Genomic DNA, 14,021 nt, shown 5'->3' with positions numbered 1-14,021 from the left:
ACAGCCGAATTTAGCGATTAAGGAGTATTGGGGTGTCGAGTACTGATGATGAGCAACTGGCCGAGTTCAAGGACTGGTGGCAGCGTAACGGCAAGCCCCTGGTCACTGGCGGCCTGCTGGCGCTAGTGGTGGTGTTCGGCTGGCAAGCCTGGACCAAGTATCAGGCCAACCAGTCCCAAGGTGCCTCGATCGTTTATCAGCAACTGCTGGAAACTACCCTGACCCCGGACGGCAAGCCTGACCCTGCGCAGGTGGCGGATCTGGCCGGCAAGCTGAAGAACGAATTCAGCGGTAGCACCTACGCCCAGTACGGCAGCCTGTTCGTCGCGAAAGTCGCGGTCGATACCGGCAAGCTGGATGACGCCGTCACCGAGCTGAAGGCCATTGCCGACAAGCCGACCAACCCGACCCTGGGTGAAATCGCACGTCAGCGCCTGGCACAGGTATTGGCGGCACAGAACAAGGCTGACGAAGCACTCAAACTGCTCGACGGCGATGCTGACAAGGCATTCGTGGCAACTCGCGAAGAGCTCAAGGGCGACCTGTTGGTCCAATTGGGTCGTACCGACGAAGCCCATGCTGCGTACCAAAAAGCCAAGGCGGCGCTGTCTGATGAAGCGGCGGTCGGTGGCTTACAAATCAAGCTCGACGACTTGGCCAAAGGGGATGCGTGACGTGATCCGTTGGAAACATGCAGCATTGCTGGCTCTGGCCGTTTTGGCCGCGGGTTGCAGCAGCAACAGCAAAAAAGAACTGCCTCCTGCCGAGCTGACCAGCTTCAAGGAAGAAGTGGTCCTGCAAAAACAATGGAGCCAATCCATTGGTGATGGGCAGGGCGACCTCTACAACCTGTTGCAGCCGGCGATTGACGGCGACAACATCGTGGCTACTGATTCCACTGGTGTCGTGGTTGCCATGGATCGCATGAGCGGCGACGTCAAGTGGAAGAAAGACCTCGAACTGCCGGTTTCCGGCGGTGTGGGCGTCGGCTACGGCATGGTGCTGATCGGTACCCTCAAGGGTGACGTGGTCGCGCTGGACTCCAGCACCGGTGAAGAGAAATGGCGCGCTCGCGTGACCAGTGAAGTGCTCTCGGCACCGGCGACCAACGGCGATATCGTCGTGGTGCAAACCCAGGATGACCGCGTGATCGGCCTGGATGCCTCCACCGGCGACCAACGCTGGTTGTACGACAGCACCCCAGCGGTGTTAACCCTGCGCGGTACCAGTGGTCCGATTGTGACCAACAACCTGGCCGTTGCTGGCCTGTCGACCGGTAAAGTGGTTGCCCTGAATACCCAGAACGGCGTGCCGGCCTGGGAAACCCGTGTGGCCATCCCGCAAGGTCGTTCCGAACTGGATCGCGTGGTCGACATCGACGGCGGCTTGCTGCTGTCGGGTGAAACCCTCTACGTCGCCACCTACCAGGGTCGTGTTGCCGCGTTGGACCTGCAAAGCGGTCGCATCAACTGGCAGCGTGATGCTTCCAGCTATGCGGGTGTCGCCCAAGGGTTTGGCAGCGTCTATGTGAGCCTTGCATCCGGCACCGTTGAAAGTGTGGATGAGCGTTCCACCACTGCACTGTGGAGCAATGACTCCCTGGCTCGCCGTCAATTGTCGGCACCGGAAGTCTTTTCCAGCTACGTCGCGGTGGGTGACTTCGAAGGCTACCTGCACCTGCTGAGCCAGGTGGACGGTCGTTTTGTCGGTCGCCAGCGTATCGACAGCGACGGCCTGCGTGCGCGTCCGCTGGTGGTGGGTAACATGCTTTATGTGTATGGCAACGGCGGCAAGCTGGAAGCCCTGACCATCAAGTAAAGGTTTGACTATGCTTGGGGTAACCCCCAGGCGGCCCTGCTTCGGCGGGGCATGCGGCATCTGACGATGCTGCCCCGAGCACCAGCCGCTGCCCTGCAGCGGCTTTTGTATTTTCTGAAATAACGAAGTGGAGAGCCGCATGGTTCCCGTAATCGCCCTGGTGGGCCGACCTAACGTCGGCAAGTCCACCCTGTTCAACCGCCTGACCAGGACTCGCGACGCCATTGTCGGCGACTTGTCCGGTCTGACCCGTGATCGCCAATACGGTGAGGCAAAGTGGCAAGGGCGCTCCTACATTATTGTCGACACCGGTGGTATCTCCGGTGACGAGCATGGCATGGACGAAAAAATGGCCGAGCAGTCACTGCTGGCCATTGAAGAAGCCGATGTCGTGTTGTTCCTGGTGGACGCCCGCGCGGGCTATACCGCTGCCGACCAGATGATTGGCGAGCACCTGCGCAAGCGCAACAAGCGCTCCTATCTGGTCGCCAACAAGATCGACAACATCGATCCTGAGGCAGCCCGTGCCGAATTCAGCCCGATGGGCCTGGGCGATGCGATCCCGGTCGCCGGTGCCCACGGTCGCGGCATCACCCAGATGCTGGAAATCGCCCTGCGCGACTTCCCCAAGGATGACGTCGAGGAAGAAGAGGGCGAGGAAGAGATCGTCGCTGAAGGTGAGGAAGCCAAGCGCATTCCTGGCCCGAGCGAAAAAGACGGTATCAAGATCGCTATCATCGGCCGCCCGAACGTCGGCAAGTCGACCCTGGTCAACCGTATGCTCGGTGAAGACCGCGTTATCGTCTATGACCAACCCGGCACCACGCGCGACAGTATTTACATCCCGTTTGAGCGTAACGACGAGAAGTACACGCTGATCGACACCGCCGGTGTGCGCAAGCGCGGCAAGATCCACGAAGAAGTTGAAAAGTTCTCCGTGGTCAAAACCCTGCAAGCGATCAAAGACGCCAACGTGGTGATCTTCGTAATGGACGCCCGCGAAGGCGTGGTGGACCACGACCTCAACTTGCTGGGCTTTGCCCTGGAAGCCGGTCGGGCCCTTGTGATCGCGATCAACAAGTGGGACGGCATGACGCCGAGCGAGCGCGATTTCGTCAAAATCGAGCTGCAGCGCCGGTTGTTCTTCGTCGAGTTCGCCGATATCCACTTTATCTCGGCACTGCACGGCACCGGCGTGGGCAACCTCTACGCGTCCGTACAGAACTCGTTCAAGTCCGCGGTTACCCGCTGGCCGACCAACCGCCTGACCCAGATCCTGGAAGACGCGGTGGGCGAGCACGCGCCGCCGATGGTCAACAACCGCCGGATCAAACTGCGTTACGCCCACTTGGGTGGTGCCAACCCGCCGATTATCGTGATCCACGGTAACCAGATCGAGAAGGTGCCCAAGTCCTACGTGCGTTACCTGGAAAACACTTACCGCCGTGTCTTGAAACTGGTCGGTACGCCGATCCGTATCGAGTTCAAGGGTGGCGAGAACCCATACGAAGGCAACAAGAACACACTGACCGACCGTCAGGTGAACAAGAAGCGTCGTTTGATGACTCACCACAAGAAAGCCGACAAGAAGCGCCGTGACAAGAAATAACGGCAGCTTTGCGTTGTAAGCGACACGCTGCAAGAGAGGGCTCCTTTGGAGCCCTTTTTTATGCGCGACCGTTTGTGTCTTGACCCGATGCAGTGGGCAGCTTAAAACTTGGGGTTCACCTGCAGGGGCTTCCGATGATCACCAGCAAGCTGCCGAATGTCGGCACGACCATTTTCACCACCATGTCGCAACTCGCCGCTGAAACCGGCGCGCTCAACCTGTCCCAGGGCTTCCCCGATTTCAATGGCCCGCAAGGTTTACTCGATGCCGTGGGCAAGCATATCGCCCTCGGCCATAACCAATATGCACCGATGACCGGCCTGCCCGTGTTGCGTCAGCAAGTGGCGGCCAAGATCGCCCGCAGTTATGGCGTCACAGTGGATGTCGACAGCGAAGTGACCATCACCCCAGGCGCCACCGAGGCGATCTTTTGCGCGATCCAGGCGGTCATCCGCAACGGCGATGAAGTCATCGTGTTCGACCCCAGCTACGACAGCTACGAGCCGTCGGTCGAGCTGGCCGGTGGTCGCTGCGTGCATGTGCAATTGAGCCTGCAAGGCTTCGCCCTCGACTTTGACAAGATCAAGGCCGCGCTCTCACCGCGCACGCGCATGATCATCATCAACTCGCCACATAACCCCACCGGCGCGCTGATCAGCCGCGCCGAGCTGGACCAGTTGGCCGAACTGATCCGCGACCGTGATATTTATCTGGTCAGCGATGAGGTCTACGAACACCTGGTATTCGACGGTGTGCCCCACGTCAGCATATTGGCCCATCAGGAACTGTATCAGCGCGCCTTTGTGGTCAGCTCCTTCGGCAAGACCTATCACGTGACCGGCTGGAAAACCGGTTACGTGGTCGCGCCGCCGGCCCTGACAGCTGAACTGCGCAAGGTGCATCAATATGTCAACTTTTGCGGCGTCACCCCTTTGCAGTACGCTTTGGCAGACTTCATGGCCGAACATCCGGAGCATGTCGACGAACTGCCGGCTTTTTACCAGGCCAAACGTGACCTGTTCTGCGACCTGCTGGCGCCATCGCGCTTGAGCTTTACCCGGGTGACCGGCACTTACTTCCAACTGGTGGATTACTCGCAGATTCGCCCAGACCTGGATGACGTCGCCATGTCCCTGTGGATGACCCGCGAACATGGCGTGGCGACCATTCCGGTTTCGGTGTTCTACCAGCACCCACCCCAAGGCCAGCGCCTGGTGCGCCTGTGCTTTGCCAAACGCGAGGAGACGTTGCGACAAGCGGCGGAAAAACTATGCGCGATCTGAGTGCACTGCCCAATCTGAACATTGCCCTGGTGCAGACGAGCCTGGCCTGGCATGACCGCCAGGCCAACTTCGAACACTTCGAGTTGCTGCTGGAGCAGGCCAAAGGCGCCGACTTGATTGTGTTGCCAGAGATGTTTACCACCGGTTTTTCCATGGAATCAGAAGCCCTCGCCGAGCCGGAAAGCGGCCCCACCCATCATTGGCTTCAAGCCCAAGCGGCAAAGTATCAGGCCGTGATTACCGGCAGTGTGATCATCCAGGCCGCCGATGGCAGCCACCGCAACCGTCTGCTGTGGGCGCGGCCGGATGGTGAGGTCTTGCATTACGACAAGCGCCACCTGTTCCGCATGGCCGGTGAACATGACCATTACACCCCCGGCGAGCGCCAGGTGCAGTTCGAGTTGAAGGGTTGGCGCATTCGCCCGCTGATCTGCTATGACCTGCGCTTCCCGGTGTGGAGCCGCGACGCCCAGGATACGGACCTGCTGCTGTACACCGCCAACTGGCCGGGCGCTCGGCGTCAGCATTGGAATCGGCTGTTGCCGGCACGGGCCATTGAGAACCTGTGTTACGTGGCGGCGGTGAACCGGGTGGGCACCGACGGCAAGGGGTTTGCCTACACCGGCGATAGCCAGGTGTTGGATTTCCAGGGTGAGACTTTGCTGAGTGCAGGGGAGGCGGATGGGGTGTTCCAGGTGATCCTGGATGCGGCGGAGCTGGCGGCTTACCGTACACGATTCCCGGCGAATCTAGATGCCGATAGCTTTCAGTTTGTCTGAGGCTCTGAGATTGCTCCCACGCTCTGCGTGGGAACGCCTCTTGGGACGCTCTGCGTACTGCTTCTAAGGGCGGACGCAGAGCGTCCAGGGCTGCATTCCCACGCAGAGCGTGGGAACGATCAGGCCCCTGGATTCTCACCCAGGGGCCTTTTGCATTACGGCAATGCTTACGCCGCTTTGGCTTCCAACTGGCTCAACGAGCGGTTCAGCGCACTGAACAGCGCCTTGAAGCTGGCGGTAGTGATGTTTTCATCGATCCCCACCCCATGCACCGGGCGCTCACCGTTCACGCGCAGTTCAATGTAAGCCGCCGCCTTGGCATTGGTACCCGCACCAATCGCATGCTCGTTGTAGTCCATGATTTCAACGCCAATCGGCAAGCCGGCCACCAAGGCTTCCAGCGCGCCGTTGCCTTTGCCTTTCCAGTGCAAGTTGGTTTCGCCCTGGCCTTTGCCGGAGACTTCCACCTCGACAAAGCTGTTGCCGTTCTCTTCCTGCAGGCGGTGGCTGACCAACGCGTACGGCGTGTTGGCTTGCAGGTATTCACGCTGCAGCAAGGCGTAGATCTGTGGCGCGGTCATCTCCAGGCCCACGCGATCGGTTTCGGCCTGTACCACCTGGCTGAACTCGATCTGCATGCGACGCGGCAAACTGATGTCGTATTCCTGCTCCAGCAGGTAGGCGATGCCGCCCTTGCCTGACTGGCTGTTCACACGGATCACGGCCTCGTAGCTGCGGCCAATGTCCGCAGGGTCGATTGGCAAGTACGGCACTTCCCACAGCGCATCGTCTTTCTGCTGGGAGAAGCCTTTGCGGATCGCGTCCTGGTGCGAGCCGGAGAACGCGGTATGTACCAGATCGCCGACATACGGGTGACGTGGGTGCACCTGGATCTGGTTGCATTCCTCGACCACTTTACGTACGCCGTCAATGTCAGAAAAGTCCAACTGCGGATCCAGGCCCTGGGTGTACATGTTCAGCGCCACGGTGACCAAATCGACGTTACCAGTACGCTCGCCGTTGCCAAACAGGCAGCCTTCCACACGATCAGCGCCGGCCATCAGGCCCAACTCGGTGGCCGCCACGCCAGTGCCACGGTCGTTGTGGGTGTGCAGGCTGATGATCACGCTGTCACGACGGTTGATATGGCGACCGAACCACTCGATCTGGTCGGCATAGATGTTCGGCGTGGCGCATTCAACCGTGGCGGGCAGGTTGAGGATCATCTTGTGCTCAGGCGTGGGGTTCCACACCTCGATCACCGCGTCGCAGACTTCCTTGGCGAACTCCAGCTCAGTGGCGCTGAAGGTCTCTGGGGAATATTCGAAGGTCCACTGGGTTTCCGGCTGCTGGGCGGCGTATTTGACGAACAGCTTGGCGGCGTTGACCGCGATGGCCTTGATGCCGTCCTTGTCCTGGTTGAACACGATGCGGCGGAACGACGGCGAGGTGGCATTGTACAAGTGCACAATGGCTTTCTTCGCGCCGCGCAGAGATTCGAAGGTGCGTGCGATCAAGTCTTCACGACCCTGGGTCAGCACTTGGATGGTGGTGTCCTCGGGGATGTGGTTGTCTTCGATCAGGGTGCGCACGAAGTCGAAGTCGGTTTGCGACGCGGCAGGGAACGAGGCTTCGATTTCCTTTACGCCAACGGCCACCAGGGTCTTCCAGAAGCGCAGCTTTTTCACCGCGTCCATCGGCTCGATCAGCGACTGGTTGCCATCACGCAGGTCGGAGCTGCACCAGATCGGCGCTTGGGTGATGGTCTTCGACGGCCAGGTACGGTCCGGGATGTCGATGGTCGGGAACGCGCGGTATTTCGAAGACGGGTCTTTGAGCATGCTCATCGGAAAATCCTTGGTTGTAGGGGCCGAAAAAAGGCGGCCTGCCGTAGAACTGTTATTGGGGATAAAACTTTAGGACGAGGCAGATCGATTCAGCCTGGCAGTCGTGCGCTGACAAGGCACAGGCTGCGGTGCTGGCGGAGCTGAATGAGGGTGTGAGAGGTTTTCATAAGCTCAACCCTAACCGCCGGGGTGAAAGATGGCAAGCAGTCGAGAAAAATTGAGATAAGTTCTTTTGCTGCCTCGAAAATCGAGATTTTATTGCCGTAATTTCGAGTGGTGTGTGTTTTTGTTGCTGTGGGTTTGTCAGGTGCGCAATTGAGGCGACGGCTTGCACCATCGCAGGAAAGCCAGCTCCCACACTGGGCAGCCTTCCAATGGAGGAGCCGGGCTTGCCCGCGATGAGGCCCGTAGTTTCACATTTGATATCAGGGTTGGAACGCGCCGATAAAGATCGCTGGATCTACACGTGCATCGTTCAGGCTGACGTTCCAGTGCATGTGCGGGCCAGTCGCCCGGCCAGTCGCACCCACCTTGCCCACCACCGCGCCGCGCACCAGTTGCTGGCCCACCTTCACGTCGATTTTGGACATATGGCAGAACATGCTGATAAAACCCTGGCCATGGTCGACGAACACCGTGTTGCCATTGAAGAAGTAATTGCCCACCAGAATGACCTTGCCGTTGGCGGGCGTCTTGATCGGCGTACCGGCCGGCACGGCGAAGTCCAGGCCCGAGTGCGGGTTGCGCTCTTCGCCGTTGAAGAAGCGTCGCACGCCGAACTTGCTCGACAGCGGCCCGCTCACCGGTTTATCCAGCACCAGGTTGCTCGGCAGGTTCGGGCTGAAACTGCGGTAAGCCTTGAGCTGCACAGCCAGTTCGCCTTCGATGCGCTTGAGCTGGGCCGGGTCAGGGTTGACCTGGCTCTTGTTCTTCAAAGTGATGCGCTGTTCCGGATACTTCTTGTAGCCGACGATAAACGGCAGGTTGCGCCCACCGCTGCTGATGCGCTCGTTGCCGGGCTTGACCGTCAACGGGATGCCGACAATGGCCAGCCAGTTGTCCTGCTCCTTGACCACCAGCACCGGCTTGCCCTGGTAAGTGGCTTTCGGCGCCGTGGCCGAAGGGCCCAGCTCGACGACGGCCACGCCGCCAGGCACCGGTTTGTTCAGGGTTCGCGTGATGTAGCTGTCGGCGTGGGCATTAAACGTGAGGCACAACAGCATCAACAGGCTCAGTAGGCGTGGCATCGATCAATCCAATAATGAAAGGGTGACGGGTGTCAGGTGGTTGTCTTCCACCCGCACTTGCAATTGGCCTTCACCCAGGCGCGCGGTGAGGCGCTGGCCGGTGTGGGTTTGCGCGGCATTGCGAATCGCCTGGCCGCGCTCGTCCAACAGGATGCTGTAGCCGCGGCCCAGGGTCGCCAGCGGGCTGACCACCTGCAATGTCTGCACTTGGCTCTGCAGTTGCAGACGCCGAGCCTTGAGACCTTCGCGCATGGCGCGGGGCAGGCGTTCGGCGAGGCTGTCCAGGCGCTGGCGCAAGAGTGCCAGTTGACGGCCCGGGTGCTGGCCGGCGAGGCGGGTCTCCAGGCGGATCAAGCGCTCGCGACGGGTATTGAGGCTGCGCTCAAAGGCACGGCGCAAGCGCATGTCCAGGTCATCCAGACGCTGGGCCTGCTGGCGCAAGCGCTCGCCCGGATGACGCAGGCGCCGGGCCATGCCTTCCAGGCGCAGGCGGCTGTGGCTCAGGCGGTTGCGCATCAGCATCACCAGGCGGCGCTGCAGGTTTTCTACCTGGCGTACCAGATGGCTGGCGTCGGGAGCCAACAACTCGGCGGCGGCGGAGGGAGTAGGGGCGCGGACGTCCGCCACGAAGTCGCTGATGGACACATCGGTTTCATGACCAACGGCGCTGACGATAGGGGTAACACAGGCATCAACTGCACGGGCCACCGCCTCTTCGTTGAAGCACCACAAGTCTTCAAGGGAGCCACCGCCACGGGCCAGGATCAGCGCGTCGAAACCACGAGCGTCGGCGAGTTTCAGCGCCCGCACGATCTGCGGGATTGCTTCGCGGCCTTGCACGGCGGTAGGGATCAGGGTCAGTTCAATGTTCGGCGCGCGGCGGCGGAACACGCTGATAATGTCGCGAATCACCGCGCCGGTGGGCGAGCTGATAATGCCGATGCGCCGAGGATGCACCGGCAGCGCCACCTTGCGTTCGGCACTGAACAGGCCTTCGGCGCTCAGCTTTTCCTTCAGTGCATCAAAGGCCAGGCGCAGCGCACCGTCACCGGCTGGCTCCACGGTATCGAGGATCAGTTGGTAATCACCACGGCCCTCGAACAACGAGACCTTGCCGCGCACCTTCACCGCCAGCCCGTCCCTCAACGCCTGGCGTACGCGTGCAGCGTTGTTGCGAAACAGCGCACAACGCACTTGGGCCCCGCTGTCCTTGAGCGTGAAATACACATGGCCGGAGGCTGGGCGAGCGAGGTTGGAGATCTCGCCTTCCACCCAGATATTGGTGAACACGTCTTCCAGCAACACCCGCGCACGGCCGTTGAGCTGGCTGACAGTCAGGACTTCGCGGTCCAGGCCCAAACGGGCAAAAGGATCTTTAATCATGGGCGGCAGTTTATAGGCATTCGTGCAGGGTTTGACAGAATTGCTCCACCAGCGGGCTCTGCACTTGCGCGCAGGCCAGGGCCACGGTGCTGTGGCAGTCCGGGTCGGCCAGGGGTAAAAAGTGCAGGTTGGCGGGGGCGATGTCCTGCATGGATTTTGGTAACAAGGCAATACCGAAACCGGCCTGGATCAATTGCAACTGCGTGGTCTTGCGCGACATCACCCGTGCGGCCTTGGGGAAAAAACCTGCACGCATGCACAATTCGGCCGACAGATAACTCAGCCCGCCGCGTTGGGGATGGGGGATCGAGATAAACGCTTGGTCCTTTAGCTGTGCCAACTCCACCGGCGCGTCGCTGCGTGCCAACGGATGATTCGGCGGCACCGCCAGCACCAACGGCTCCGTGTACAACGGCAGCACACGCACGCCGTCGCGCTGGCGCAGTACGGGCAAGCGTAGCAGGCCGACGTCCAGGCGACCCTCGGCGATATCCTCCAACTGAGCTTCGGAGGAGAGCTTGGCAATATCCACCGACACGCCCGGACAGCCCTCTAGCCAGTTGCTGATGCCGTGCAATAACGCGCCGCTCATCGGCACGGTGCTCGAGTGACTCAGGCGCAGCGTGCCAAGCTGGCCATTGCCTACGAGGGTCGCCACTTCGCTGGCCTTGAGCAACTCACTCAACAAATTGCGCGCCCGTGGGTAGAACGCTTCACCGGCCGCTGTGAGCCGCGGTTGGCGTGCGGTGCGTTCGAACAATGGGGTTTGAAGTTGATTTTCCAGTTCCTTGATCTGCCGGCTCAAGGCCGACTGCGCCACAAACAGGCGTTCGGCCGCGGCACTGAAGCTGCCGCTCTCGGCGATTTCGACGAAGTAACGCAGTTGCCGCGTGGAGATCACGAGTCATGCCTTTTTGAGATGAGTGGCTGGCTTTGAAGATATTAGTCGCAACAGTAGACAATGGCTAAAGTGAAGGCCATGTCCAGCAAGGAATAACCCATGAGCCTGGTTGAGTTGATGAGTCAGTGGTCGTTCGGGGCTGTGGATTGGCTGGTGATCGGCCTGGGTGTGGTGCTGGCCTATGTGGTGTTTGGCATTGCCGGGTTCGGGACGGCCTTGGTCGCCGGGCCAATCCTGATTCTATTCATGCCGCTGTCGAAGATCATCCCGTTGCTGGTGCTGCTGGATTTTGTCGCGGCGTTTGGCGGCCTGCTGCAAGCGCGGCACGATGTGAACAAGCCGGAACTGTTGCGGTTGCTGCCCTGCATGGCCATCGGCTGCAGCCTGGGCGTGGGGTTTTTGCTCAACTTGCATTCGGACGTGTTGCTGTTGTTGATGGGGCTGTTTATCAGTGCCTACGCGATTTACAGCCTGGCGGTGAAAGCACGGCCGACTCAATTGGCGGCGGGCTGGTCGATTCCCATGGGCACTGTGGGTGGCCTGTTTGGGGCGCTATTTGGCAGTGGCGGCTTTTTATATGCGATTTACCTTAACAGCCGTTTACCCAAAGACGCGGCGCGGGCCACGCAAAGCGCGCTGATCAGTTGCAGCACGGTCGTGCGTTTGAGTTTGTTCCTGATTGCCGGGGTGTATGCAGATTTGCCGTTATTGATGTTGGCGGTTTGTCTGTTGCCGGCGATGGCCCTGGGGCTGTGGTGTGGGCGCAGGCTGACGATGCGGCTGTCCCGGGAGGCGTTCGTGCGGTTGGTGACCTGGTTGGTATTGGCCAGTGGTATTGCGTTGATCGGGCGGTATGTGAGTACTTGACCTGATTTTTTCAGGGATTAAGCTGCCGTCCTCCCGGGCGTCATCGCGGGCAAGCCCGGCTCCCACATTGGAATGCGATCAACTGTGGGAGCCGGGCTTGCCCGCGATGGCGCCAATAGCCACACCGCAGGACTCCCATGAACTCCCAAAGCATCCTTGTCCCGAAAATCTCCACCTTGCCCGTCCACGAACCCCGCGCCCGGGCGATTGTGCGCTGGCTGGTGCGCAAGAACATCATCAAGGAAGAACTCACCACTTGCGGGCGTACCGGCAACCGCATGGGCTACGCCCTGGCCGATGGCGCCCGCGCCGTGGTGCTGCACCCCGAGGCGCTGCCGTTCAACGAGCCGGTCAATGGCCTGGAGATCATCTACAAGCGTTGCATCTATACCCCGGCCAAGGGGTTTCTTGAAGAAGCCGGTTGCCCGGAATGCCTGAAGGAAGTTGGTGAGGCGCTGTTCGAAAGCCTGGAAGACTGGATGCCTGGCCACACCGACAACTTCACCTGCCCGCTGTGTGGGCATGAAGATGACATCAACGGTTTTCTGTTCCTGCAGGAATGCGGGTTTTCCAACCTGGGGTTCATCTTCAACAACTGGGCGGAGGCGGGGTTCAAGCAGAGCTTTATCGACGAATTTGCCGATTGGTTGGACCAGAAAATGAGCTGGGTCAAAGTCGAGCTTTAATCCATCTATCAGTATTACCAAGTTTGTCAGAGTTTTACATTGAGCCGGGCAGGGTGCATGTATATAATGGCGCGCTTCCATTTTCCCGCTCGGGAGCCCCCGCGATGCTGCGTATCAGCCAAGAAGCTCTGACATTCGACGACATTCTCCTAGTGCCCGGTTATTCCGAGGTGCTTCCTAACGAAGTCAGTCTCAAGACCCGCCTAACCCGTGGCATCGAGCTGAATATTCCCCTGGTTTCCGCTGCCATGGACACCGTCACCGAAGCCCGTCTGGCCATTGCCATGGCTCAGGAAGGCGGCATCGGCATCATCCACAAGAACATGACCATCGAGCAGCAAGCTGCCGAAGTGCGCAAGGTCAAGCGTTACGAAGCCGGCGTGGTGAAAGATCCGATCACCATCGAAGCTGACGCCACCGTGCGTGACCTGTTCGAACTCACGCGTATGCACAACATCTCCGGCGTCCCGGTGCTGCACGATGGCGACCTGGTCGGCATCGTCACTTCCCGTGACGTGCGTTTCGAGAACCGCCTTGAAGTCACCGTCCGTGAAGTGATGACGCCTAAAGAGCGCCTCGTCACCGTCAAGGAAGGCGCCGACAAGAACGATGTGCGCGAACTGCTGCACAAGCACCGCATCGAGCGCGTGCTGATCGTCGACGACAAATTCGCCCTCAAAGGCATGATGACCGTCAACGACATCGAAAAAGCCAAGGCTTACCCGCTGGCCAGCAAGGATGACCAAGGTCGTTTGCGTGTTGGCGCTGCCGTCGGTACCGGTAAAGACACTGGTGATCGGGTCTCGGCCCTGGTCGCCGCCGGTGTTGACGTGGTAGTGGTCGACACCGCCCACGGCCACTCCAAAGGCGTGATTGACCGCGTGCGTTGGGTCAAGCAGAACTTCCCTGACGTGCAGGTGATCGGCGGCAACATCGCCACCGGCGCTGCCGCCAAGGCCCTGGCCGAAGCGGGCGCCGACGCAGTCAAGGTCGGTATCGGCCCAGGTTCCATCTGCACCACGCGCATCGTTGCCGGTGTGGGCGTGCCGCAGATCAGCGCCATCGCCAACGTCGCCGCCGCCCTTGAAGGCACGGGCGTACCCTTGATCGCCGACGGTGGCATCCGGTTCTCCGGTGACCTGTCCAAGGCCATCGTCGCCGGTGCCTCCTGCGTGATGATGGGCTCGATGTTCGCAGGTACCGAAGAAGCGCCGGGCGAGATCGAACTGTTCCAGGGTCGTTCGTACAAGGCTTACCGTGGCATGGGTTCGCTGGGCGCCATGTCCCAGGCGCAAGGTTCTTCCGACCGTTACTTCCAGGACTCCTCGGCAGGCGCCGAGAAGCTCGTACCGGAAGGCATCGAAGGCCGTGTGCCATACAAAGGCACCCTGAGCGCGATCATCCATCAACTGATGGGCGGCCTGCGTTCCTCGATGGGCTACACCGGCAGTGCCGACATCGAAGAAATGCGCACCAAGCCAGAGTTCGTGCGGATCACCGGCGCCGGCATGGCTGAATCCCATGTCCACGACGTGCAGATCACCAAGGAAGCGCCAAACTACCGTGTAGGTTGAGCCTTCCAGCAAAATGTTAAGTAACCG

At 60.2% G+C, this 14,021-nt stretch carries 12 protein-coding genes; 8 read left to right on the top strand and 4 right to left on the bottom strand.

All coding sequences use genetic code 11. From position 1 onward, the window contains the following. Nucleotides 1-32: 32 nt before the first annotated feature. From BOP96_RS23695 to BOP96_RS23675, 5 genes are all read left to right on the top strand, one after another. Nucleotides 33-674 (top strand): YfgM family protein, encoded by a 642-nt coding sequence (locus BOP96_RS23695; protein WP_073454186.1) that lies wholly within the window; start codon nt 33-35, stop codon nt 672-674. After that, nucleotides 667-1,818, top strand: a complete 1,152-nt coding sequence (gene bamB, locus BOP96_RS23690; RefSeq protein ID WP_014719815.1) for an outer membrane protein assembly factor BamB — start codon at nt 667-669, stop codon at nt 1,816-1,818. Before BOP96_RS23695 ends, bamB begins: the two co-directional genes overlap by 8 nt. Before the next feature lie 139 nt (nt 1,819-1,957). Beyond that, a complete protein-coding gene (der, locus tag BOP96_RS23685; protein WP_005791167.1) occupies nt 1,958-3,427 on the top strand; it encodes a ribosome biogenesis GTPase Der in 1,470 nt (489 codons plus the stop codon). A gap of 134 nt (nt 3,428-3,561) precedes the next feature. After that, complete coding sequence (locus BOP96_RS23680) at nt 3,562-4,710, top strand: pyridoxal phosphate-dependent aminotransferase (RefSeq protein WP_019817224.1); 1,149 nt, start codon at nt 3,562-3,564, stop codon at nt 4,708-4,710. Then, on the top strand, nt 4,698-5,489 hold the full coding sequence (locus BOP96_RS23675) for an amidohydrolase (RefSeq protein WP_014719813.1): 792 nt from the start codon (nt 4,698-4,700) through the stop codon (nt 5,487-5,489). Before BOP96_RS23680 ends, BOP96_RS23675 begins: the two co-directional genes overlap by 13 nt. Nucleotides 5,490-5,656: 167 nt before the next feature. Here BOP96_RS23675 and leuA read toward each other — a convergent pair whose 3' ends face one another. The 4 genes from leuA to BOP96_RS23650 form a co-directional block, all read right to left on the bottom strand. Further along, complete coding sequence (leuA, locus tag BOP96_RS23670; protein ID WP_014719812.1) at nt 5,657-7,336, bottom strand: 2-isopropylmalate synthase; 1,680 nt, start codon at nt 7,334-7,336, stop codon at nt 5,657-5,659. A 425-nt stretch (nt 7,337-7,761) separates the two neighbouring features. After that, nucleotides 7,762-8,583 (bottom strand): M23 family metallopeptidase, encoded by an 822-nt coding sequence (locus tag BOP96_RS23660; protein WP_014719811.1) that lies wholly within the window; start codon nt 8,581-8,583, stop codon nt 7,762-7,764. Nucleotides 8,584-8,586: 3 nt separating this feature from the next. Further along, nucleotides 8,587-9,966 carry an exodeoxyribonuclease VII large subunit gene (gene xseA / locus BOP96_RS23655; protein ID WP_014719810.1) on the bottom strand — a complete coding sequence of 460 codons (1,380 nt, stop codon included), beginning with the start codon at nt 9,964-9,966 and terminating at the stop codon, nt 8,587-8,589. A gap of 10 nt (nt 9,967-9,976) precedes the next feature. Further along, nucleotides 9,977-10,867, bottom strand: a complete 891-nt coding sequence (locus BOP96_RS23650) for a LysR family transcriptional regulator (RefSeq protein WP_014719809.1) — start codon at nt 10,865-10,867, stop codon at nt 9,977-9,979. A gap of 99 nt (nt 10,868-10,966) precedes the next feature. Between BOP96_RS23650 and BOP96_RS23645 the strand changes: the two genes are divergently transcribed. The 3 genes from BOP96_RS23645 to guaB all read left to right on the top strand — a co-directional run bounded on the left by BOP96_RS23645 (nt 10,967) and on the right by guaB (nt 13,994). After that, entirely contained in the window at nt 10,967-11,734 is a 768-nt protein-coding gene (locus BOP96_RS23645) for a sulfite exporter TauE/SafE family protein (protein WP_020301374.1), read from the top strand. Nucleotides 11,735-11,871: 137 nt separating this feature from the next. Beyond that, nucleotides 11,872-12,420, top strand: coding sequence for a hypothetical protein (locus BOP96_RS23640; protein WP_005791157.1), 549 nt, complete (start codon nt 11,872-11,874; stop codon nt 12,418-12,420). 104 nt (nt 12,421-12,524) lie between these two features. Further along, nucleotides 12,525-13,994, top strand: coding sequence for an IMP dehydrogenase (gene guaB, locus BOP96_RS23635; protein ID WP_014719807.1), 1,470 nt, complete (start codon nt 12,525-12,527; stop codon nt 13,992-13,994). Nucleotides 13,995-14,021: the final 27 nt, after the last annotated feature.

It is taken from the genome of Pseudomonas sp. FSL W5-0203 (assembly GCF_001896155.1).
Classification (GTDB): Bacteria; Pseudomonadota; Gammaproteobacteria; order Pseudomonadales; family Pseudomonadaceae; genus Aquipseudomonas; species Aquipseudomonas paracarnis.
Note: the sequence above shows the minus strand (reverse complement) of the source record. Positions and strands in the feature narration are given on the sequence as shown.

Excerpts from the sequence above, each read along its gene's own strand:
- leuA (WP_014719812.1), bottom strand. The coding sequence starts at position 7,336 with ATGAGCATGCTCAAAGACCCGTCTTCGAAATACCGCGCGTTCCCGACC.
- BOP96_RS23645 (WP_020301374.1), top strand. The coding sequence starts at position 10,967 with ATGAGCCTGGTTGAGTTGATGAGTCAGTGGTCGTTCGGGGCTGTGGAT.
- xseA (WP_014719810.1), bottom strand. The coding sequence starts at position 9,966 with ATGATTAAAGATCCTTTTGCCCGTTTGGGCCTGGACCGCGAAGTCCTG.
- BOP96_RS23640 (WP_005791157.1), top strand. The coding sequence starts at position 11,872 with ATGAACTCCCAAAGCATCCTTGTCCCGAAAATCTCCACCTTGCCCGTC.
- BOP96_RS23660 (WP_014719811.1), bottom strand. The coding sequence starts at position 8,583 with ATGCCACGCCTACTGAGCCTGTTGATGCTGTTGTGCCTCACGTTTAAT.
- guaB (WP_014719807.1), top strand. The coding sequence starts at position 12,525 with ATGCTGCGTATCAGCCAAGAAGCTCTGACATTCGACGACATTCTCCTA.
- bamB (WP_014719815.1), top strand. The coding sequence starts at position 667 with ATGCGTGACGTGATCCGTTGGAAACATGCAGCATTGCTGGCTCTGGCC.
- der (WP_005791167.1), top strand. The coding sequence starts at position 1,958 with ATGGTTCCCGTAATCGCCCTGGTGGGCCGACCTAACGTCGGCAAGTCC.
- BOP96_RS23675 (WP_014719813.1), top strand. The coding sequence starts at position 4,698 with ATGCGCGATCTGAGTGCACTGCCCAATCTGAACATTGCCCTGGTGCAG.
- BOP96_RS23680 (WP_019817224.1), top strand. The coding sequence starts at position 3,562 with ATGATCACCAGCAAGCTGCCGAATGTCGGCACGACCATTTTCACCACC.